Origin of the sequence: Rhodococcus sp. BS-15 (assembly GCF_000813105.1) — a bacterium.
Lineage (GTDB): Bacteria > Actinomycetota > Actinomycetes > Mycobacteriales > Mycobacteriaceae > Rhodococcoides.
Genome location: NZ_BAOX01000024.1, coordinates 1 through 21802, shown reverse-complemented (window position 1 = coordinate 21802; position 21802 = coordinate 1). Strand labels below are relative to the sequence as shown.

Below are 21802 nucleotides of genomic sequence, written 5' to 3'. Positions count from 1 at the left end.
CGTCAGACGGTGAAGCCGAGGGCCCTGAGCTGCTCGCGACCGTCGTCGGTGATCTTGTCCGGGCCCCACGGCGGCATCCAGACCCAGTTGATCTTGAGGTCTGCGGCAAGTCCGCTGCGCACGAGCGCGCCACGAGCCTGATCCTCGATGACGTCGGTCAACGGGCACGCCGCCGACGTCAGCGTCATGTCGACCGTGACGATGTCGTCGGCATCGATCTTGATGTCGTACACCAGACCCAGGTCGACGACATTGATACCGAGCTCGGGGTCGACGACGTCGCGCATCGCTTCTTCGAGGTCCTCGAGCACCTTGATCTCGTCGGCCGTGAGTTCCACCGGCGTGGTGGTCACGGCTGGTGTCGTCTCTGTTGCTTCGGTCATGATTGCTGTCCTCCGGAAAATGCCGACTGGGCGGTCTCGCCCGTCGTGGCTGTCGAATCTGCGTCCACTACTTGAACAACCGCGTCCTTGAAAGCCATCCAGCCCAGCAGGGCGCACTTCACGCGGGCCGGGTATTTGGCCACACCGGCGAATGCGATTCCATCACCGATGACATCCTCGTCACCCTCGACGGTACCTCGACTGCCCACCATCTCGCTGAACGCATCGACCGTCGTCAGGGCTTCGTCGACGGTCAGCCCGACCACCTGATCGGTGAGCACCGATGTCGCCGCCTGACTGATCGAGCAGCCCTGGCCGTCGTACGAGACGTCTGCGACGGTGCCGTTCTCGATCTGCACACGCAGGGTCACCTCGTCGCCGCAGGTGGGGTTGACGTGGTGTACCTCTGCGCCGAAGGGCTCGCGCAGTCCACGGCCGTGCGGGTGCTTGTAGTGATCGAGGATCACTTCCTGGTACATCTGTTCCATACGCATCTACTGCTGACCTCCCCCGCCGTGGTCGGTGGTGCCGAAGAACGACTGTGCGCGGCGAATCGCCTGTGCGAGAACCTGCACTTCCTCGACCGTGTTGTACAGCGCGAACGAGGCGCGCGCTGTCGCAGCCACACCGAATCGACGATGCAGAGGCCACGCGCAGTGATGCCCGACGCGAATGGCGACGCCCTCGTCGTCCAGAATCTGTCCGAGGTCGTGGGCGTGAATACCTTCGACCACGAACGACACTGCCGAACCACGGTCGACGTTCTCGGTCGGCCCGATCACACGAACACCGTCGATCTTTGCGAACTCGGCAAGAGTTGCTGCAACCAAGGTCTTCTCGTGAGCGGCGATGACATCGATACCGATGTTCTCCAGATACCGCACGGCTGCGCCGAGTCCGACGACCTGCGAGGTCATCGGAACCCCGGCCTCGAATCGTTTTGGGGGCGCGGCGAACGTCGTCTTCTCCATGGTGACGGTCTCGATCATCGAACCGCCGGTGATGAACGGAGGCATCGCCTCGAGGAGTGCAGCCTTGCCGTACAGCACGCCCACTCCCGAGGGACCGAGCATCTTGTGACCGGAGAACGCCGCGTAGTCGACGTCGAGCGCGTGGAAATCGACCTTCATGTGCGGCACCGACTGGCATGCGTCGAGGACGACGAGCGCTCCGACGGCCCTGGCCCGACGCACCAATTCCTCGACCGGAGCGACCGCGCCGGTCACGTTGGACTGATGCGTGAACGCGAGAACCTTGACGGCAGAGGACAACTCGAGCGAATCGAGATCGATTCGACCGTCGTCGGTGACGCCGTACCAGCGCAGCGTGGCACCGGTTCGAGCTGCCAACTCCTGCCACGGAACGAGATTGGCGTGATGCTCGAGTTCGGTGACGACGATCTCGTCGCCGGGACCGAGATGGCGGTCGAATCGCTGATCGGCAAGCACGTACGTCACGAGGTTGAGCGACTCGGTCGCGTTCTTGGTGAACATGATCTCGTCGACGTCGGCCCCGACGAACGACGCGATGGCCGCCCTGGCTCCCTCGTATGCGTCGGTGGCCTCCTCGGCCAGCTGGTGCGCCCCGCGGTGCACTGCGGCATTGCAGGTGGTGAGGAACTCGCGCTCGGCGTCGAGTACCTGTACGGGCCGCTGCGAGGTGGCACCGGAATCGAGGTACACCAACGGCTTTCCATCCCGGACGGTGCGCGAGAGGATGGGGAAATCGCGGCGAACCGTGGCGACATCGAACGATGCCGCCACCGCCACAGCTGCCGGTGCAGCCATACTCATGCTCCGGTGGTCGCGGCCTGGGAGTAGCCGGCGTACCCGTTGGCCTCGAGCTCGTCGGCCAGCTCTGCTCCGCCGGACTTCACGATTTCGCCGTTGACGAAGACGTGCACGAAATCGGGCTTGATGTAGCGCAGAATGCGGGTGTAGTGCGTGATCAGCAGCACTCCACCTTCTTCGCGCTCCTTGTACTTGTTGACGCCCTCCGACACCACTCGCAGGGCATCGACATCGAGGCCGGAGTCGGTCTCGTCGAGAATGGCGATCTTAGGCTTGAGCAGTCCCAGCTGAAGAATCTCGTGACGCTTCTTCTCGCCACCGGAGAAGCCTTCGTTGACGTTGCGCTCGAGGAAGTTGGGCTCGATCTCCAGTTCGCTCATGGCGGTCTTGGCTTCCTTCACCCAGTGCCGAAGCTTGGGGGCCTCACCGCGCACCGCGGTGGCGGCGGTACGAAGGAAGTTCGACATCGAGACGCCGGGCACCTCCACCGGGTACTGCATTGCCAGGAACAGGCCGGCACGGGCGCGCTCGTCGACGCTCATCTCGAGCACGTCTTCACCGTCGAGGGTGATGGTGCCGGAGGTCACCGCGTACTTGGGGTGGCCTGCGATGGCGTAGGACAGCGTGGACTTGCCGGAACCGTTGGGCCCCATGATCGCGTGCGTCTCACCGGACTTCACGGTGAGGTCGACACCCTTGAGGATGTTGATGGGCTCCGCGGTCGAGTCGGAGTTGGCGACGCTGACGTGCAGATCGCGGATTTCGAGTGTGGACATCTTCAAATTCCTTTGTGCAGTCGAGAAAGTTTCGGGTGAGACCTACGCGCCGACGACGGCGAGTTCGGTCTCGATGGCAGCGTCCAGACGTTCGCGCACGGCGGGGACCGGAATCTTGTCGATGATCTCGTGGAAGAAACCGCGGACGACCAGGCGTCGGGCCACCTCCTCCGAGATGCCGCGAGCGCGCAAGTAGAACAGCTGCTCGTCGTCGAAGCGGCCGGTCGCACTGGCGTGGCCTGCCCCGACGATCTCGCCGGTCTCGATTTCCAGGTTCGGCACCGAGTCTGCGCGAGCGCCGTCGGTGAGTACCAGGTTCCGGTTGAGCTCGTACGTTTCGGTGCCCTCGGCCTCGGCGCGGATGAGAACGTCGCCGATCCAGACGGTGTGCGCGTCGTGCTTGCCCGGACCGACTTCGCCCTGCAGCGCACCCTTGTACATCACGTTCGACTTGCAGTGCGGAGCCGAGTGGTCGACGAGCAGTCGCTGCTCGAGGTGCTGGCCTGCGTCGGCGAAGTACACACCGAGCAGGTTCGCGTCGCCGCCGGGCGCGCTGTAGCGCACGGTCGGGCTGATGCGCACCAGATCGCCGCCGAGACTGACGTTGTAGTGCCGCAGCACGGCGTCGCGTCCCAGTAGTGCATGGTGTGCTGCGACGTGCACGGCATCGGATTGCCAGTCTTGAATCACTACTACGTGCAACTGCGAGCTGTCGCCGAGAACGAACTCGACGTTCTCGGCGTACGTGCCGCTACCCCGCTGGTCGATCACGACGGTGGCACGAGCGAACGTACCGAGCCGGATCTGCACGTGGCCGTAGGCGACATGGTCGACACCGGGACCGTCGACGGTGATCTCGATCGGATCGGACACCTCGACCTCGTTCGGCACGGAGACGATCGTGGCCTCGGTGAACGCCGAGAATGCCTGAGCGGCAATACGATCGGCCGGAACGCCGGCCTTGCCCAGTCGCTCGTCGTCGCGACCGACGGTCTCCACGACCACCGATTCCGGGGCGCCGACGGTGACCTGAGCGGCCCCGTCGGCGACAGCGGAACCGTCGTGCAAGCCGCGCAGCCGACGCAGCGGCGTGAAACGCCACAGCTCGTCACGGCCGGACGGGATCTCGAACGCATTCACGTCGTAGGACGTGAACTGAGCGCCCTTGTTCTCGACGAGCTTCGACTTGTCTTCCTTGGCCGACTCGGGGTTTTCGGATGCCACGGCACCCATCACTCCGGTGAGGGGGTTGTTCACTTATCCGACCGACCCTTCCATCTGCAGCTCGATGAGCCGGTTGAGCTCGAGCGCGTATTCCATCGGCAGTTCGCGAGCGATCGGCTCGACGAAGCCGCGCACCACCATTGCCATGGCCTCGTCCTCGGTCATGCCGCGGCTCATCAGGTAGAACAACTGATCGTCGCTCACCTTCGAGACGGTGGCCTCGTGGCCCATGGACACGTCGTCCTCACGGATATCGACGTACGGGTACGTGTCGGAACGACTGATCGTGTCGACGAGCAACGCGTCGCACTTGACCGTCGAGCGCGAACCGTGCGCTCCCTTGTTGATCTGGATCAGACCGCGGTACGACGTCCGGCCACCGCCGCGAGCTACGGACTTGCTGACGATGTTCGAGGACGTGTGCGGTGCCAGGTGCAGCATCTTCGAGCCGGTGTCCTGGTGCTGGTCCGGGCCTGCGAACGCGACCGAGAGAACCTCGCCCTTGGCGTACTCGCCGGTCATCCAGACGGCCGGGTACTTCATGGTGACCTTGGAGCCGATGTTGCCGTCGACCCACTCCATCGTTGCGCCTGCCTCGGCCTTGGCGCGCTTGGTGACGAGGTTGTAGACGTTGTTCGACCAGTTCTGGATGGTCGTGTAGCGGCAACGGCCGCCCTTCTTGACGATGATCTCCACCACGGCGGAGTGCAGCGAATCCGACTTGTAGATCGGCGCGGTGCAGCCCTCGACGTAGTGAACGTATGCGCCCTCGTCGACGATGATCAGCGTCCGCTCGAACTGACCCATGTTCTCGGTGTTGATCCGGAAGTAGGCCTGCAGCGGGATGTCCACGTGGACGCCCGGCGGGATGTAGATGAAGGATCCACCGGACCACACCGCGGTGTTCAGCGCGGAGAACTTGTTGTCGCCTGCGGGGATGACGGTGCCGAAGTATTCGCGGAACAGCTCCGGCTGCTCCTTGAGGGCGGTGTCGGTGTCGAGGAACAACACTCCCTGAGCCTCGAGGTCCTCACGGATCGAGTGGTAGACGACCTCGGACTCGTACTGAGCGGCGACACCGGAGACGAGGCGCTGCTTCTCCGCCTCGGGGATGCCGAGCTTGTCGTACGTGTTCTTGATGTCCTCGGGCAGGTCTTCCCACGTTGCAGCCTGCTTCTCGCTGGACCGCACGAAGTACTTGATGTTGTCGAAATCGATACCGTCGAGGTTGGAACCCCAGTTCGGCATCGGCTTGCGCTCGAACGTCTTGAGCGCCTTGAGGCGCGCCTCGAGCATCCACTCGGGCTCGCTCTTCTTCTGTGAGATGTCGCGGACGACGGCCTCGGAAAGACCGCGCTTGGCGCTTTCACCGGCTACGTCCGAGTCGGCCCAGCCGTATCCGTAGGTGCCGAGCGAGGCGATGGTCTCGTCCTGGGTCAGCGGCGCGGTGGGTGTCACCTGGTCTGGTGTGACGGTCATGCGGGCTCCTTCCGGAGGCGTGGGCGTTCTCCGACGCGGGGCTGCGCGTCGGGAGTCTTCTTGTCGGAACTATCGATGTTCGAGTGCCGCGTCGGTGACAGCGGCACGTGCGTCGTGCACGCGCAGTTGCCGTTGGCGATGGTCGCCAAACGCTGCACGTGCGTGCCGAGGATCTCGGCGAACGCGGTCTGCTCTGCCTCGCACAGCTCCGGAAACTCGGAGGCGACGTGCGACACCGGGCAGTGGTGCTGGCAGATCTGCACACCGTTGCCCACCTGACGGGTGGTGGCAGAAAAACCTGCCGCACTGAACGCGTCGGCGATTCGGTCGGCGGCGTCCTCCACGGCATGCGCATCGGATCCCGTCGCCGGCTCCACGTCGGCCACGATCGTGTTGACTCGTTGCCGGGCGAATGTCTCGATGGCCGCGTCTCCACCGATCTTGCGTAGCTGCCGCATGGCGGCACCGGCAAGATCGTCGTAGGTGTGGCCGAGACGGTTACGCCCGGCCGCGGTGAGCTGGAAATGCTTCGCCGGTCGTCCCCGACCACGTTGCCGAGCACCCGCAGGAGTGGTGATGCGGGCCTCGCCCACGTCGATCAGTGCGTCCAAGTGACGTCGGACACCTGCCGCGCTCAACCCCAGCCGAGTACCGATGTCGGAGGCGGTGATGGGACCCTCTTCGAGAAGCAGAGTGACCACAGCGCTCCGCGTCTGCCCCTCGGGGGCCGACGTGGGTCGCACCGACGAAACGCCTGCGCCGGAGGCCGATGACTCGACACTTCCCGGACGCACGAGCGAACTCTCGGTTGTTTTCACAACACCAGTGTGACGGAATTGCGGTAACCGGTCCAGCAAGGGTGCCCTATGCGGCTCGCTCACCGAGCACGGTGGAGATCCCGCGTGAGTGCACCGCTACGCTCCCACTGTGCCATCGACCGACAGTGAGCCCAGTTTCGAGAGCTCACCTTCCGCGAGCGGTCCCGAGTCTCCCTCGGTGTCCGGCACATCGAAGTCCACGCCGACTGCGCTCGTCCACCGGTTCGTCGTGGCCCCCGCGCGTCGAGTCATCGGGCTCGAGTCCAGTCCGCCTGGCGGCGGCGTCGCCACCCTGCACGGAGACGAGCCGGAAGCACCGGGGCTGAATCCGTCGGAAACGAACCAGCTCAGGAACATCCGCCGTTTCGGGGCCGCGGGCGCTTTGCTGATGGCGATCGGTGCCCTCGGCGCGGGAGCGCAACCGGTGCTGCAGAACCCGATCGCAGGTGTCCGACTTCTGAGCCTGCCGTCCCGGATGGCGACCACCGCACTGACCGTCACGATGACCGGAACCGTCATCGTGGTGCTCGCGTGGTTGCTGTTGGGAAGATTCGCGTTGGGACGCACGCGATCGGGAGGCACCCCGCGTCGGCTCACTCGTTCCCAGATGGACCGCACGCTGCTGCTGTGGATCCTGCCGTTGAGTGTGGCACCGCCGATGTTTTCGCGTGACGTCTACTCGTACCTGGCCCAGAGCGAGATCACCGCACGCGGACTCGACCCGTACGAGGTCGGTCCGGTCGATGCACTCGGGGCCGACAACGTCCTGACCCGAACGGTTCCCAACATCTGGCGCGAGACCCCAGCACCCTACGGTCCGCTGTTCCTGTGGATGGGGCGCGGAATCACGTACCTGACCGGCGAGAACATCGTTGCGGGCATCTTTCTTCATCGCTTGCTCGCGCTGGTGGGCGTGGCGCTGATCGTCTGGTCGCTGCCCCGTCTCGCCCGACGCTGCGGGGTCGCGTCGGTAACGGCGCTGTGGCTCGGTGCCGCGAACCCGTTGCTGCTGTTCCACCTGGTGGCCGGTATCCACAACGAAGCCCTGATGATCGGGCTCATGCTGGCGGGCACCGAACTGGCGCTTCGCGCGATCGAGCACTCGGGTGCTCTACGCAGCACCGATATCGCTTTTCTCGTCGGCGGAGCAGGCCTGATCGCGCTGTCGTCCACGATCAAGATCCCCTCGCTCATCGCGCTCGGCTTCGTGGGGATGGCATTGTCGAGGCGATGGGGCGGGACCCTCAGATCCGTGATGTACGCGGCGCTCCTGCTCGGCTCGATCGCCGTCGCGGTCCAAGTCGCCGTGAGCCTGGGCAGTGGGCTCGGCTTCGGCTGGATCAACACTCTGGGTACTGCGGGGGTGGTACGCAGCTGGATGTCGATTCCGACGATCCTCGGTCTGGGCACCGGATTCGTCGGCGTGCTGCTGGGCCTCGGCGATCACACCACCGCTGTGTTGGGTCTCACTCGCCCGATCGCCGGCGTTGTCGCGGGGATCATCGTCGTCCGGATGCTGATCGCCGTTCTGCGCGGCCGCCTGCATCCGGTCGGCGCACTCGGCGTCGCGCTCGGGGCCGTTGTTCTCTTGTTCCCGGTGGTGCAGCCTGGTACCTGCTGTGGGCAGTGATTCCGCTGGCAGCGTGGGCCACGACTCCCTCGTTCCGGCGTCCTGCCATCGCCTTCTCATCGTTGGTCAGCGTGATCCTCATGCCCAACGGCAGTGAGTACCAGCCGTTCCAGATCGTGCAGGCCGCAGTCATGACCATCCTGACCATCGCAGTGCTCTACCTCCTCACGCGAAACCGGATGCCGTGGCCCTCCCGCACCGGACCACCGGCACGCGACCGCAGCACCGACGAATACGCTGAGTCCTCGTGATCTCCGGGACGTCCGACGCGACGCAACCTGTCGTACAACTGACCGACGTACGCAAGTCGTACGACGGTGTCGGTGCCGTCGACGGACTGAGCCTGAACATCGGCCCCGGCGAGGTTCTCGCGCTGCTGGGCCCCAACGGTGCCGGAAAGACCACCACCGTCGAGATGTGCGAGGGATTCGTCGTACCCGACAGCGGCTCGGTCCGGGTCCTGGGTCTCGATCCCGTCGCACAGTCGGCGCAGCTGAGGCCACGCATCGGCGTCATGCTCCAGGGCGGAGGTGCGTACCCCGGTTCCAAAGCCGGCGAGATGCTCCAACTCGTCGCCTCGTACTCGGCCGACCCACTCGATCCGGCTTGGCTGCTCGATTGCCTCGGCCTGACCTCTGCCGTCCGCACCCCGTACCGGCGGCTCTCCGGTGGGCAGCAGCAGCGACTGGCCCTGGCCTGCGCCATTGTCGGACGGCCCGAACTGGTCTTCCTCGACGAACCGACCGCCGGGCTCGACGCCCAGGCCCGGCTGCTGGTGTGGGAGCTGATCGACGCCCTGCGCCGCGACGGTGTCGGCGTACTGCTCACGACACATCTGATGGACGAGGCCGAGCAGCTCGCGGACCGGCTGACGATCATCGACAACGGACGCGTCGTCGCCTCGGGCACACCGTCGGAACTGACCAAGCAGGGTGCCGAGGGGCAACTGCGCTTCACCGCACCCCCGGGACTCGAACTGTCCCTGCTCGACGCGGCTCTTCCCCCGGGTTACGTACCGTCGGAACCGACGCCCGGCTCCTATGTGGTCTCCGGCGTGATCGAGCCGCAGATTCTGGTGATCGTCACGTCCTGGTGTGCACAGCAGGACGTGTTGGCCACCGAGTTACAGGTCGACCAGCGCCGCCTCGAGGACGTGTTCCTCGAGCTGACCGGCAGAGAATTGAGGAAGTGACCGTGCGCAGAGAAGCCCGGCTCGCCGACAACCGATTCGAGACAGGCCTGTTCTCGCCTCGCCCGCAGCCCGCGTCGGCTGCGCGCATGCTCCTCGCGCAGACCCGCCTCGAACTGAAGTTGTTGCTGCGCAACGGTGAACAGTTGCTGCTGACGATGTTCATCCCGATCACATTGCTGATCGGATTGACCCTGTTGCCCTTCGGCGAACTCGGCACCGACCGAGTTGCCCGAGTGGTCCCGGCCGTGATGATGGTGGCCATCATGTCGACGGCGTTCACCGGCCAGGCGATCGCTGTCGGCTTCGATCGCCGCTACGGCGCTCTCAAGAGGCTCGGGGCGACACCACTTCCGCGGTGGGGCATCATCGGCGGCAAATCCGCCGCCGTGGTGATCGTGGTGATTCTGCAGTCGATTCTGCTCGGCTCGATCGGCGTCGCTCTGGGATGGCGACCGAGCGCGACGGGTCTGTTGCTCGGGGCCGTCATCATCGCTCTGGGAACCATCACCTTCGCGTCGATGGGACTGCTGCTCGGCGGCACCCTGCGCGCCGAGATCGTGTTGGCGCTCGCGAACATCGCCTGGTTCGTGATGCTGGGAATCGGCAGCGCGGTGTTCGTGGACGACCAGATCCCCCAAGGACTGCAGAACGTCGCACGCATCGTTCCGTCCGGCGCGCTGGGTGAGGCCCTGAGCAGAGGTGTGTCCTCGTCCTTCGACATCTTCGGCGTGGTCGTACTGCTGGTGTGGGCTGTGGTGTGCGGCACCCTCGCCGTCCGCACGTTCAAGTTCACCTGATCGACGCTCGCTACCCAACGACGCTCGCCACCCAACGACGCTGTGTAGTTGATCGGCGTTTACCATCGTGGGGTGCTGTACAGAGCGTTCTTGCGCGTCGTCGATCTCCTGCCCTTGCCCTCGCTTCGAGTGCAACGGGTGCTGGCATTCATCGCGATCCTGACGCAGGGTGGCATCGCAGTCACCGGTGCCGTCGTTCGCGTCACCGGATCCGGTCTCGGATGCCCCACATGGCCGCAGTGCTTCCCCGGCAGCTTCACTCCCGTCGGGGTGTCCGAGGTGCCGATTCTGCATCAGGCGGTCGAGTTCGGCAATCGTCTGCTCACGTTCGTGGTTGTTCTCGCGGCCGCCGCTGTCGTCATCGCCGTCACCAGGGCGCGGCGTCGTCGGGAAGTGCTGTTCTTCGCGTGGCTGATGCCACTCGGTACCGTCGTGCAGGCCGTCATCGGCGGATTCACGGTGCTCACCGGACTGCTGTGGTGGACGGTCGCCGTTCACCTCGTCGTCTCGATGGCGATGGTGTGGCTGGCCACGCTGCTGTACGCCAAGGTGGGCGAGAGCGATGCTCCATCGGAGTCGACGCCCACGGTGCCGGGTGCTCTGCGAGCGCTGACGGGGCTGTCCGGAATCGCACTGACGGGCGTGCTGATCGCGGGCACCATGGTGACCGGAGCCGGTCCGCACGCAGGCGACAAGAGCGTCGAAGAACCGGTGCCGCGCCTCGGTATCGAGATCGTGACGCTGGTGCACGCGCACTCGCAGTTCCTGGTCGGCTACCTGGCCCTGCTCGTCGGACTGGCATTCGCCCTGTACGCAGTGCGTGCGCCGAAGGCGGTCAAGTTTCGACTCAATGTCCTGATCGCTCTGGTGCTGGCACAGTCTCTGATCGGCTTGGTCCAGTACTTCACCGGGGTTCCGGCCGTGCTCGTCGCCTTCCACGTGGCCGGTGCGGGCGCATGTACCGCCGCCACCGCAGCCGTCTGGGCGGCCTGCCGAACTCGCGGCCCGGCCACGTCCGAGAAGATCGAGACCACCGAGGACGTTGCAGTTCGCTCGTGACGATCGGTCGAGCTTCGAACAGGGTGGAGGGGCAGCCGACCTCCCCCTCAGATGGCCGACTGCCCCTCCACTGACTTCGACGCACCGGGTACCGAGTTGGTTCCCGCCGAATCGAACAAGTTTTGCGACTTTTCTCCGCTCAGACGATCGCCTGGTTGCGCGCCTTCGGGAACTTCTTCTGATTGGCTACCCACCCGGCCATCTTCTCGTGGTGTCCGGGTGCCGGATTGACCGAACTGACCAGCTCGCGGTCCCATTCGGCCTCGGTCAACTGGTCGAGACCGTCGACGATCGCGCGGGCGATGGCGGTCGTCGCCACCACCTGGTCCCCGAGGACGCCGTCGGCACCGACCATGGTGAGCCGAGTCCCGGCCCGACCGACCGGCTGGATCACCACGTTGGCAGAGTTGCCGTGGTCGGCGAGGAAGCTCTTCACTGCCGCGAGCGTTCCCTTGGGAACGTCGTTCGACTCGTTCTTCTCGATACCCGCACTGTCGATTTCGGTAGCCATGCCGACACGATACCGAGGTCGTCCACGATCCCCGCATCGACCCGTCGAGTCGTTACTGATCGGTAACTTCGCTCGCATGCGTGCATCGAGCGGATCTGTGTACCCGGGTGCGACGCGCCCGTGTAGAACGGTGCTCATGCGTGCCATTCGAATAGACAACACCGGCGGACCCGAGGTCATGAACATCGTCGACGTTCCGATACCCACGCCGGGACCCGGTCAACTCCTGGTTCGGATCGACGCCGTCGGCATCAACTACATCGACACGTACTTTCGGCGCGGACTGTACCCGCGCGCGCTGCCGTACGTTCCCGGCGACGAGGGATCAGGGGTGATCGAACAACTCGGAGCAGACGTCACCGGTTTCGCACCGGGACATCGCGTCGCCTGGGCCACAGCACCGGGTAGCTACGCCGAATACGTCCTGGTCGACGCCTCGTCCGCCATCGCGGTACCCGACGGCGTTCCTGCCGATCAGGCCGCCTCGGCGCTGCTGCAGGGCATGACGGCGCACTATCTGATCGAATCCACCTACCCGGCCCAGCGGGGTGAGACCGTCCTGGTGCACGCCGGCGCAGGTGGCGTCGGGCTGCTGTTGACGCAGATGGCGGTGGCGAAGGGCGTGAACGTGATCACCACGGTCTCCACGGATGCTAAGGCCGAGCGGTCCACACATGCCGGTGCAGCCCACGTGTTGCGCTACGACGAGGACATCGCCGCACGCGTGCGCGAGATCACCGACGGCGAGGGCGTCCATGCGGTGTACGACGGTGTCGGTGCCGAGACGTTCGAGGCCAGCATGGCGTCGCTTCGGATCAGAGGGACGCTGGCTTTGTTCGGTGCCGCGAGCGGTCCGGTCCCGCCTCTCGATCCGCAGCGGCTCAACGGCGCAGGATCTCTGTTCCTGACCAGGCCCACGCTCGCGCATCACATCCGAGACCGAGCCGAACTGGAGTGGCGCGCCGGAGATGTGTTCGCAGCGATGGCGAGCGGAGCGCTCACGGTCCGGGTGGGTGCGCGCTATGCACTCGAGGACGCGGCGCAGGCCCATATCGACCTCGAGTCACGCAAGACGATCGGGTCCATCGTTCTGGTTCCCTGATCCGGCTCTCGGCGGACGCTCGCTCAGGAAAAGATCTGGCGAGCGTTTGCCAGCCGAGCACCGAGTCCACGGCAAGACCGCAGAACACCAGGGCCAAGTACTCGTTGGACAGGATGAACAACTTCAGCGGCTTGACCGGAGTCCCCGCTCGCACGCCTGCGTACAGGCGATGAGCGACGACGAGGAACCACACTCCCGACGCCACGGCGACGGCCGCGTAGACGACGCCCGAGCCCGGCGCCAACGCGAGCGTTGCGGCAACGGTGGCCCATGCATAGAGCACGATGTGCTTGGTGACCTTCGTTTCCGAGGCGACAGCAGGCAACATCGGCACGTTGGCCGCCTGGTAGTCCTCCTTGTAACGGAGCATGAGCGCCCAGGTGTGCGGCGGCGTCCACAGGAAGATCACAAGGAACATCACCAGCGCCTGCCACCCGATCGTGCCGGTCACGGCGGACCAACCGATCATCACCGGCATACAACCGGCCGCGCCACCCCACACCACGTTCTGCGAGGTGCGCCGCTTGAGCACGAGGGTGTAGACGAAGATGTAGAAGCAGATGGTGACGACGGCAAGCACACCGCTGAGCAGGTTGGTGGTAGCCCACAGCCAGAAGAACGAGAACACACCCAGGACGAGCCCGAAGATCAGGGCGTGCGAGACGGGCATGGCACCGCGGGCGAGTGGGCGCTTCTCGGTGCGCTTCATCACCTTGTCGATGTCTGCGTCGACCACCATGTTCAGCGTGTTGGCGCTGGCCGCGGCCAGCATTCCGCCGAACAGCGTGGTGAGGATCAGCCACGGATCGACGTTTCCTCGGTCTGCCAGCAACATCGCCGGAATGGTCGTGACGAGGAGGAGTTCGATGACCCGGGGCTTCGTGAGCGCGACATACGCAAGAAAGAGTGCGAATGCTCTGCGCGGGGCGGACGTCACCGGCGCGGCCTGCGTGGGCTCACCCTTGTCGTCTGCTCCGAATCCGGGGCCGCCGGCGAAACCGTGTCCGCCCGGCTGCTGCCCAATTCGCACTGCGTCTCCTCGCACGACTGTCGTTCTCTGGCGCTCGGCCACTTGCTCGCGCGCCACCGGCACGCGGGTTGTCTCTCCACGGCGACACTTCGGCGCCTGCGCGCACGCGCGGTCCTCCGCAACTACCACCGCGGGGGCCGACGAACGTGCGCCTACTACGACCGATGGTAGACGGCTGGGTTTGCACCTCCAATTCGCAGGGCACCCAAAGTGAGGAATATGTCGCCTACGAGTAACCCGCGCGCAATCGCCCGGGGGAAGGCACGACAGTAGGGTCGGACAGAACTAGGCTGGTGAAGGACGTCCTTCGGCACCGACTGCGCACGTGCTTCTCCCAGGCGCATCGCAGTGGCCGCCGAGCGACGATTCCTCGGAGCCACAACTCGAACGAATGTCAGGAGATTTCTGCTCGTGTCGATCACAGACGATATTGACGTCCTCACCACGGCGCACCACCCGAGCGACTGGACGGACCTGGACACCCGAGCGGTCGACACCGTTCGTGTTCTGGCAGCGGACGCAGTGCAGAAGGTCGGCAACGGCCACCCCGGAACCGCGATGAGCCTGGCCCCCCTCGCCTACACCCTCTTCCAGCGCACCATGCGCCACGACCCCACCGACACGCACTGGATCGGCCGCGACCGGTTCGTGCTCTCGTGCGGCCACTCGAGCCTGACGCTCTACCTGCAGCTGTACTTGGGCGGCTTCGGACTCGAGCTCGCCGACATCGAGGCGCTGCGCACCTACAAGTCCAAGACACCCGGACACCCCGAGTTCCGCCACACCGACGGCGTCGAGATCACCACCGGCCCGCTCGGCCAGGGACTCGCCTCGGCCGTGGGCATGGCCATGGCGGCACGCCGCGAGCGTGGCCTGTTCGATCCCGAACCCGCTCTGGGTGAGAGCCCGTTCGACCACTTCATCTACGTCATCGCGTCCGATGGAGACATCGAAGAAGGCGTCACGTCCGAGGCTTCGTCGCTGGCCGGTACTCAGCAGCTCGGCAACCTGATCCTGTTCTACGACGACAACAAGATCTCGATCGAGCACTCCACCGACATCGCCCTCAGCGAGAACACCGCCGCGCGCTACGAGCCTACGGCTGGCACGTCCAGGTGGTCGAAGGCGGCGAGAACGTCACCGCGATCGAAGAGGCCGTCGAGGCTGCCAAGGCCGTCACCGACAAGCCGTCGATCATCGTGCTGCGCACCATCATCGGCTTCCCGGCCCCCACCATGATGAACACCGGTGCAGTCCACGGTGCCGCACTGGGCGACGAGGAGATCGCGAAGGTCAAGCAGGCACTCGATTTCGACCCCGCCAAGACGTTCGAGGTCACCGACGAGGTCATCGGCCACACCCGCAAGCTGCAGGAGCGCGGCCGCAAGGCCCACGCCGAGTGGACCGTCGAATTCGACGCCTGGGCTGCGCGCGAGCCCGAGCGCAAGAAGCTGCTGGACCGCCTGACCCAGGGCACGTTGCCCGAGAACTGGACCGACGTTCTGCCCACCTGGGAGCCCGGCAGCAAGGCCGTCGCGACACGTGCGGCGTCGGGCGAGGTCCTCAACGCCGTCGGACCCGTTCTCCCGGAACTGTGGGGCGGCTCGGCCGACCTCGCCGGCAGCAACAACACCACGATCAAGGGTGCGAAGTCCTTCGGCCCCACGTCGATCTCCACCGACGACTGGGACGCCGAGCCGTACGGCCGCACGCTGCACTTCGGCATCCGTGAGCACGCGATGGGCGCCATCCTGTCCGGCATCGTCATGCACGGCCCGACCCGCGCATACGGCGGAACGTTCATGCAGTTCAGCGACTACATGCGGCCTGCGGTTCGGCTCGCGTCGCTCATGGACATCGACCCCATCTACGTGTGGACCCACGATTCCGTCGGCCTCGGCGAGGACGGCCCGACGCACCAGCCGGTCGAGCATCTCGCCGCGCTGCGGGCCATCCCCAACCTGTCGGTGGTACGCCCCGGTGACGCCAACGAAACCGCATTCGCATGGCAGGCAGTGCTGGCCAAGTCCAGCAGCAGCGGACCCGTCGGCCTCGCGCTGACCCGTCAGGGCATCCCGATTCTCGAGGGCACCAGCTACGAGGGCGTCTCCAAGGGCGGATACATCCTCGTCGAGTCGTCCAAGGCGACCCCCGACGTCGTGCTGATCGGCACCGGTTCCGAGCTGCAGTACGCCGTGGAGGCACAGAAGCAGCTCGAGGCGCAGGGCATCGCCGCCCGCGTCGTCTCGATGCCGTGCGTCGAGTGGTTCGAGAGCCAGGATCAGAACTACCGCGACCAGGTGATCCCGCCCACCGTCAAGGCCCGGGTGTCGATCGAAGCCGGCATCGCGATGCCGTGGTGGAAGATCGTCGGCGGCTTCGGCGAGATCATCTCGCTCGAGCACTACGGCGAATCTGCCGACGCTGCAACACTTTTCCGCGAGTTCGGCTTCACCGCCGAGGCCGTCACCGCAGCCGCACAGCGCTCCATCACCAATGTGAAGGGATAATTCATGACCCAGAACAAGAATCTCGCAGAGCTCTCCGCCGCCGGAATCTCGGTATGGCTGGACGACCTGTCCCGTGATCGCATCCGCTCGGGCAACCTGAAGGACCTGATCGACACCAAGAGTGTCGTCGGAGTGACGACCAACCCGTCGATCTTCCAGGCCGCCCTGAGCTCGGGCGCGGCATACGACGAGCAGGTGACCAAGCTCGCCGGTGAAGGTGCCGACGTCGAGACCACGATCCGTACGGTCACCACCGACGACGTTCGTGAGGCGTGCGACATCCTGATGCCTCAGTACGAGGCCAGTGCAGGCGTCGACGGTCGGGTGTCGATCGAGGTCGATCCCCGCCTGGCACACGATGCCGACAAGACGTACGAGCAGGCCGTCGAACTGTGGAAGATCGTCGACCGCCCGAACCTGCTCATCAAGATTCCGGCCACCGAGGCAGGAATCCCCGCTATCGCCAAGGTGATCGGCGAGGGCATCAGCGTCAACGTCACGCTGATCTTCTCCGTCGAGCGCTACGAACTGGTGATGAACGCCTACCTCGAGGGCCTCGAGAACGCGCGCGCAGCCGGTCACGACCTCGACAAGATCCACTCGGTCGCGTCGTTCTTCGTCTCCCGCGTGGACAGCGAGATCGATTCCCGGCTCGATGCGATCGGCACCCCCGATGCCGAGGCACTCAAGGGCAAGGCCGCTCTGGCCAATGCTCGTCTCGCATACGTGGCGTACCAGCAGATCTTCGAGGTCGCTCCTCGGTTCCGCGAGCTCGTCGGTAGCGGCGCGCGTCCGCAGCGTCCGCTGTGGGCGTCGACCGGCGTGAAGTCCGACGCCTACCCCGACACCATGTACGTCACCGAGCTCGTCTCACCGAACACGGTGAACACGATGCCGGAGAAGACCATGGACGCGGTTGCCGATCACGGCGAGGTCGTCGGCGACACGGTCTCGGGCAAGGGACCGGAATCGCAGGAGATCTTCGACCGCATCTCGGCGCTCGGTATCGACATCACCGATGTCTTCGTGACGTTGGAGAACGAAGGCGTCCAGAAGTTCGAGGCCGCCTGGAACGAGTTGCTCGAGGCCACCGGCGAGCAGCTTCGCCAAGCAGGTCAGAAGAGCTGACCGACTGTGCCCACCGCAGAAACCGAACCTCTCCATTCCGCGGACTGGCTCAACCCTCTCCGCGACGCGCGAGACAAGCGGCTCCCCCGTATCGCGGGCCCGTGCAGCATGGTCATCTTCGGAGTGACCGGCGATCTCGCGCGTAAGAAGCTCATGCCTGCGGTGTACGACCTGGCGAACCGGGGGCTTCTACCCCCCGGTTTCGCTCTGGTCGGATTTGCCCGGCGGGAATGGCAGAACCAGGACTTCGCCAAGATCGTGCACGACTCCGTGCGCGATCATGCTCGGACACCGTTCAGCGAGGAGGTGTGGAACACCCTCGCCGAGGGATTCCGGTTCGTCCAAGGCTCCTTCGACGACGACGACGCCTTCGACGAGCTGTCACGAACACTGACCGAGCTCGACGAGACCCGCGGCACCGGCGGAAATCACGCCTTCTATCTGTCCATCCCGCCCAGCGCGTTCCCCGTCGTCCTCGAGCAGCTCTCGCGCTCGGGACTGGCGCAGAGCAAGGACGGCAATTGGCGACGCGTGGTCATCGAGAAGCCGTTCGGACACGATCTGCAGAGCGCGAAAGAGCTCAACGCGGTCGTGAACCGAGTGTTCCCCGAGGACACCGTGTTTCGTATCGACCACTATCTCGGCAAAGAGACGGTGCAGAACATCCTGGCACTGCGCTTCGCCAACCAGCTGTTCGATCCGATCTGGAATGCGCACTACGTCGACCACGTTCAGATCACGATGGCCGAGGACATCGGATTGGGCGGTCGCGCAGGCTATTACGACGGAATCGGCGCCGCCCGCGACGTCATCCAGAACCACCTTCTGCAGCTTCTCGCCATCACTGCGATGGAGGAGCCGGTCAGCTTCAACCCCAAGGAGCTGCAATCGGAGAAGATCAAGGTGCTCTCGGCGACCAAACTTGCCGAGCCACTCGATCGAACCTCGGCGCGCGGTCAGTACTCCGCGGGCTGGCAGGGCAGCCAGAAAGTGAAGGGGCTCAAGGAGGAAGAGGGGTTCGACTCGGAGTCGAACACCGAGACCTACGCCGCCATCACCCTCGAGGTGGACACGCGGCGTTGGGGTGGGGTGCCGTTCTATCTCCGTACCGGCAAGGCACTCGGGCGCCGAGTCACCGAGATCGCGATGGTGTTCAAGCGCGCTCCACACCTGCCGTTCGACGCCACGATGACCGAGGAACTCGGTCAGAATGCGTTGGTGATCCGAGTCCAGCCCGATGAGGGCGTGACGATGCGATTCGGCTCCAAGGTGCCGGGATCGAGCATGCAGGTGCGTGACGTCAGCATGGACTTCAGCTACGGCCAGGCGTTCACCGAATCCTCTCCGGAGGCATACGAGCGCCTCATCCTCGACGTGCTGCTCGGGGAGCCGTCGTTGTTCCCGGTCAATGCCGAAGTGGAACTGTCGTGGAAGATCCTCGATCCGATTCTGGAATTCTGGGCTTCCGGCGGCACCGCGGAACCGTACGAAGCCGGTACCTGGGGGCCTTCCTCGGGTGACGAGATGATGCACCGCACCGGACGCGAATGGAGAAGACCGTGATTGTCGACATTCCCGCCACGACGACGGCCGAGGTCGGCAAGAAGCTGGTGGAGGTGCGCGAGGCAGGCGGTGCGGTGACCATCGGCCGGGTGCTGACACTGATCGTCGCCAGCCGTGATCCGGCCAAGGCCGAACGAGCGATCGACGCAGCGAACGAGGCGAGCCGTGAGCATCCGTGCCGCGTCATCGTGCTCATCCACGGAGACCGATCAGCCGATTCGAGCCTCGACGCCCAGATCCGGGTGGGCGGCGACGCCGGTGCATCGGAGGTCGTCGTGTTGCGCCTGAACGGCGAACTCGCCGATCACGAGCACAGTGTCGTCATCCCGTTCCTGCTTCCCGATACCCCGATCGTCGCCTGGTGGCCGGACGAAGCTCCGACCGTTCCGGCGAAGGATCCGCTTGGACGCTTGGCAATTCGACGGATCACCGATGCCACCAACTCCCCCGACACCACCGCGACGATCAAGGGACGGCTGAGCAGCTATACCGAGGGCGACACCGATCTCTCCTGGAGTCGCATCACCTACTGGCGCGGCCTGTTGGCCACCGCGCTCGACCAGGCTCCGTTCGAGGCCGTCGTCTCGGCCACGGTGTCGGGACTGGCCGAGGAGCCCGCACTCGACATCCTGGCCGGTTGGCTGGCCGCGAAACTGGACGTGCCGGTCTACCGCCGGGCGGGTGAGCTGAAGGTGGAGCTGATCCGAGAGAACAGCAGCATTTCGCTGACGCGACCGCAGACGGGTAAGACCGCGACCCTGCGGCGTACCGGTCAGCCCGACGCCGAAGTCGCACTGGCGCGTCGTAACACGCGCGAGTGCCTCGCCGAGGAACTGCGCAGACTCGACACGGACGAGATCTACGAACTCGCCCTGCACGGACTGTCGAAAGTGAGCTATGAGTAAGACCTCTGTACTTCAGTACTTGGACGCGCAGGCCCTGGTCGACGCAGCACGATCGCGCTTCGTCGACGTGGTCACAGCCGCGCAGGCCGAGCGAGGCTCCGCGTCGGTGGTGCTGACCGGCGGTGGCACCGGAATCGCGCTGCTGGAGGCGCTACGCACGGACTCCGGCTCGATCGACTGGGGCAGAGTCGACATCTATTTCGGCGACGAACGCTTCCTGCCCTCGGGCGATCCCGAGCGCAACGAGGTTCAAGCCTCGCAGGCGCTGCTCGACCACGTCGAGGTCCATCCGGATCGGGTGTTTCGGATGGCAGCATCCGACGGACCGCACGGGAGCGACCCCGAGGTGGCTGCGGCAACGTATGCGCAGATCCTGCATTCCGGATCCGAAGGTGAGCCGACTCCCCAATTCGACGTCCATCTCCTCGGAATGGGCGGCGAAGGCCACATCAATTCGCTCTTCCCCCACACCGATGCAGTGCGCGAGCAGCACCGCTTCGTCGTGGCGGTCGAGGACTCCCCCAAGCCCCCGCCGGTGCGCATCACACTGACGCTGCCTGCGGTTCGCCGCGCACAGCACGTGTGGCTGCTCGTCTCGGGAGCGAACAAGGCCGATGCCGTCGCTGCTGCGGTGGGCGGGGCCGATTCCGACGACGTCCCGTCGGCCGGCGCGCTGGGCACCGAATCGACGGTTTGGTTCCTCGACTCCGGCGCAGCGTCCAAGCTGGACACTGTTTGACCTCGGACCCGACAGCTGCCGAGCTAACTGGGTTCGGCCCCGAAGTCGCGTTCCCGAGGTTCGCCGTCGTTCTCGACGGCATGAGGCTCACACTGGATGTCTGATTGTCCGATCCGCCTACCGTTCGCGCGGTAGGCGGATCCGTTTCGCCAGGTGTCCATCGAGTTGCTGCACTGCCTCATACCTCGTTGGACGCGATCGACCGCCAACCGGTTCCTCGCCCCTCGTGCGCGAGGCTAGCCGCTGTTGCGCAGTGCCGTCGCGAGACCGTTCATCGTCAGCAGGATTCCTCGCTTGACGCGTTCGTCGTCGTCGCCGTTGCGGTAGCGCCTGAGCATTTCCACCTGCATCTGGTTGAGCGGCTCGAGGTACGGGAATCGGTTGTGCACTGAGCGTTCGAGCGACGGGTTGTCTTCGAGCAGTCGACTGTGACCGGTGATCTTCAGGTACATCCGCACAGTCGTTGCGTGTTCGGCCTCGATCATGCCGAAGATCCGCGCACGAAGGTCTGCGTCGGGAACCAACTCCGCGTACCGAGCCGCGATGCCCAGATCCGACTTGGCCATGACCTGCGCGAGGTTGGACAGAACGGTCTGGAAGAACGGCCACTTTCGATACAGGTCGGTCAGCACCTCGAGCTTGGCATCGTCGTCGCCGACCCACTCCTCGAACGCCGAACCGGTGCCGTACCACCCGGGCAGCATGACGCGGCACTGACTCCACGACATCACCCACGGGATGGCTCGCAGGTCGTAGACCGAGTTCGTCGGCTTCCTCGATGCGGGACGCGATCCGATGTTCAGCTCGCCGACCTCGGCGACCGGCGTCGACGTGCGGAAGTACTCGACGAAACCGGGCTCCTCGTGCACCAGCCGGCCGTATGCCGCACGGGCCTTCGCGGCGAGGTCGTCCAGGATGTCGTACGCGGCTTCCGCGCCGTCCCCGAGACCCTCCACGTCCAGCAGAGTCGATTCGAGCGTTCCCGCGACCAGAGACTCGAGATTGCGACGCGCCATGGACGGCTCGGCGTATTTCGCCGCGATGATCTCGCCCTGTTCGGTCAGCCGCAGCGACCCCTGCACCACGCCCGGCGGCTGCGCCAGGATCGCGTCGTAGCTGGGACCGCCGCCGCGACCCGACCGTGCCGCCGCGTCCCGTGGAAGAGC

16 protein-coding genes and 4 pseudogenes are annotated in these 21802 nt (G+C 65.3%); 10 read left to right on the top strand and 10 right to left on the bottom strand.

The window, feature by feature from the left end; translation table 11 throughout:
* Positions 1–2: 2 nt before the first annotated feature.
* From RHBS_RS05425 to RHBS_RS05395, 7 genes are read right to left on the bottom strand one after another with little or no spacing between them, the layout of a single operon-like run.
* A complete protein-coding gene (locus tag RHBS_RS05425; RefSeq protein ID WP_008716491.1) occupies positions 3–383 on the bottom strand; it encodes a metal-sulfur cluster assembly factor in 381 nt (126 codons plus the stop codon).
* Positions 380–877, bottom strand: a complete 498-nt coding sequence (sufU, locus tag RHBS_RS05420; RefSeq protein ID WP_121869917.1) for a Fe-S cluster assembly sulfur transfer protein SufU — start codon at positions 875–877, stop codon at positions 380–382. The genes RHBS_RS05425 and sufU overlap by 4 nt, the downstream gene beginning before the upstream one ends.
* On the bottom strand, positions 878–2170 hold the full coding sequence (locus RHBS_RS05415) for a cysteine desulfurase (RefSeq protein WP_121869918.1): 1293 nt from the start codon (positions 2168–2170) through the stop codon (positions 878–880).
* 2 nt (positions 2171–2172) lie between these two features.
* Entirely contained in the window at positions 2173–2949 is a 777-nt protein-coding gene (gene sufC / locus RHBS_RS05410; RefSeq protein ID WP_121869919.1) for a Fe-S cluster assembly ATPase SufC, read from the bottom strand.
* Positions 2950–2991: 42 nt separating this feature from the next.
* Complete coding sequence (sufD, locus tag RHBS_RS05405) at positions 2992–4182, bottom strand: Fe-S cluster assembly protein SufD (protein ID WP_121872422.1); 1191 nt, start codon at positions 4180–4182, stop codon at positions 2992–2994.
* A gap of 24 nt (positions 4183–4206) precedes the next feature.
* Positions 4207–5652, bottom strand: coding sequence for a Fe-S cluster assembly protein SufB (gene sufB, locus RHBS_RS05400; protein ID WP_032377835.1), 1446 nt, complete (start codon positions 5650–5652; stop codon positions 4207–4209).
* Complete coding sequence (locus RHBS_RS05395; RefSeq protein WP_374700535.1) at positions 5649–6509, bottom strand: helix-turn-helix transcriptional regulator; 861 nt, start codon at positions 6507–6509, stop codon at positions 5649–5651. Before RHBS_RS05395 ends, sufB begins: the two co-directional genes overlap by 4 nt.
* 190 nt (positions 6510–6699) lie before the next feature.
* On the opposite strand from RHBS_RS05395, the pseudogene mptB reads away from it, so the two are divergent.
* From mptB to RHBS_RS05375, 4 genes and pseudogenes are all read left to right on the top strand, one after another.
* Positions 6700–8351, top strand: a pseudogene (gene mptB, locus RHBS_RS05390) (polyprenol phosphomannose-dependent alpha 1,6 mannosyltransferase MptB).
* Positions 8348–9292, top strand: a complete 945-nt coding sequence (locus RHBS_RS05385; RefSeq protein ID WP_121869921.1) for an ABC transporter ATP-binding protein — start codon at positions 8348–8350, stop codon at positions 9290–9292. The pseudogene mptB and the gene RHBS_RS05385 overlap by 4 nt, the downstream one beginning before the upstream one ends.
* Positions 9289–10089 (top strand): ABC transporter permease, encoded by an 801-nt coding sequence (locus RHBS_RS05380; RefSeq protein WP_121869922.1) that lies wholly within the window; start codon positions 9289–9291, stop codon positions 10087–10089. The genes RHBS_RS05385 and RHBS_RS05380 overlap by 4 nt, the downstream gene beginning before the upstream one ends.
* Positions 10090–10161: 72 nt before the next feature.
* Entirely contained in the window at positions 10162–11148 is a 987-nt protein-coding gene (locus RHBS_RS05375; RefSeq protein ID WP_121869923.1) for a heme A synthase, read from the top strand.
* A gap of 139 nt (positions 11149–11287) precedes the next feature.
* On the opposite strand, the gene RHBS_RS05370 is transcribed toward RHBS_RS05375, so the two are convergent.
* Positions 11288–11659, bottom strand: a complete 372-nt coding sequence (locus RHBS_RS05370; protein ID WP_121872424.1) for a hypothetical protein — start codon at positions 11657–11659, stop codon at positions 11288–11290.
* Between the two features lie 136 nt (positions 11660–11795).
* On the opposite strand from RHBS_RS05370, the gene RHBS_RS05365 reads away from it, so the two are divergent.
* Positions 11796–12761: a quinone oxidoreductase gene (locus tag RHBS_RS05365; protein ID WP_121869924.1), complete on the top strand. Its 966-nt coding sequence runs from the start codon at positions 11796–11798 to the stop codon at positions 12759–12761.
* 40 nt (positions 12762–12801) lie between these two features.
* Here RHBS_RS05365 and RHBS_RS05360 read toward each other — a convergent pair.
* Positions 12802–13698, bottom strand: a pseudogene (locus tag RHBS_RS05360) (heme o synthase); the annotation flags it as partial.
* Between the two features lie 504 nt (positions 13699–14202).
* Between RHBS_RS05360 and tkt the strand changes: the two are divergent.
* The 5 genes and pseudogenes from tkt to pgl all read left to right on the top strand — a co-directional run bounded on the left by tkt (position 14203) and on the right by pgl (position 20636).
* Positions 14203–16301: pseudogene (gene tkt, locus RHBS_RS05355) on the top strand (transketolase).
* A 3-nt stretch (positions 16302–16304) separates the two neighbouring features.
* The gene (gene tal, locus RHBS_RS05350; RefSeq protein ID WP_121869925.1) at positions 16305–17429 is read left to right on the top strand and encodes a transaldolase; all 1125 of its coding nucleotides are present in this window, start codon (positions 16305–16307) and stop codon (positions 17427–17429) included.
* Between the two features lie 6 nt (positions 17430–17435).
* Complete coding sequence (gene zwf / locus RHBS_RS05345; RefSeq protein ID WP_094615170.1) at positions 17436–18992, top strand: glucose-6-phosphate dehydrogenase; 1557 nt, start codon at positions 17436–17438, stop codon at positions 18990–18992.
* Positions 18989–19897, top strand: a complete 909-nt coding sequence (opcA, locus tag RHBS_RS05340; protein WP_183130148.1) for a glucose-6-phosphate dehydrogenase assembly protein OpcA — start codon at positions 18989–18991, stop codon at positions 19895–19897. Before zwf ends, opcA begins: the two co-directional genes overlap by 4 nt.
* The gene (pgl, locus tag RHBS_RS05335) at positions 19890–20636 is read left to right on the top strand and encodes a 6-phosphogluconolactonase (RefSeq protein ID WP_121869927.1); all 747 of its coding nucleotides are present in this window, start codon (positions 19890–19892) and stop codon (positions 20634–20636) included. The genes opcA and pgl overlap by 8 nt, the downstream gene beginning before the upstream one ends.
* A gap of 236 nt (positions 20637–20872) precedes the next feature.
* Here pgl and RHBS_RS05330 read toward each other — a convergent pair.
* Positions 20873–21802, bottom strand: a pseudogene (locus tag RHBS_RS05330) (phosphoenolpyruvate carboxylase); the annotation flags it as partial.

What these genes read in the sequence shown, in the direction of transcription:
- RHBS_RS05425 (WP_008716491.1), bottom strand. Translation starts at nt 383, where the DNA reads ATGACCGAAGCAACAGAGACGACACCAGCCGTGACCACCACGCCGGTG.
- pgl (WP_121869927.1), top strand. Translation starts at nt 19,890, where the DNA reads ATGAGTAAGACCTCTGTACTTCAGTACTTGGACGCGCAGGCCCTGGTC.
- tal (WP_121869925.1), top strand. Translation starts at nt 16,305, where the DNA reads ATGACCCAGAACAAGAATCTCGCAGAGCTCTCCGCCGCCGGAATCTCG.
- sufC (WP_121869919.1), bottom strand. Translation starts at nt 2,949, where the DNA reads ATGTCCACACTCGAAATCCGCGATCTGCACGTCAGCGTCGCCAACTCC.
- RHBS_RS05365 (WP_121869924.1), top strand. Translation starts at nt 11,796, where the DNA reads ATGCGTGCCATTCGAATAGACAACACCGGCGGACCCGAGGTCATGAAC.
- sufB (WP_032377835.1), bottom strand. Translation starts at nt 5,652, where the DNA reads ATGACCGTCACACCAGACCAGGTGACACCCACCGCGCCGCTGACCCAG.
- RHBS_RS05415 (WP_121869918.1), bottom strand. Translation starts at nt 2,170, where the DNA reads ATGGCTGCACCGGCAGCTGTGGCGGTGGCGGCATCGTTCGATGTCGCC.
- sufD (WP_121872422.1), bottom strand. Translation starts at nt 4,182, where the DNA reads ATGGGTGCCGTGGCATCCGAAAACCCCGAGTCGGCCAAGGAAGACAAG.
- sufU (WP_121869917.1), bottom strand. Translation starts at nt 877, where the DNA reads ATGCGTATGGAACAGATGTACCAGGAAGTGATCCTCGATCACTACAAG.
- RHBS_RS05370 (WP_121872424.1), bottom strand. Translation starts at nt 11,659, where the DNA reads ATGGCTACCGAAATCGACAGTGCGGGTATCGAGAAGAACGAGTCGAAC.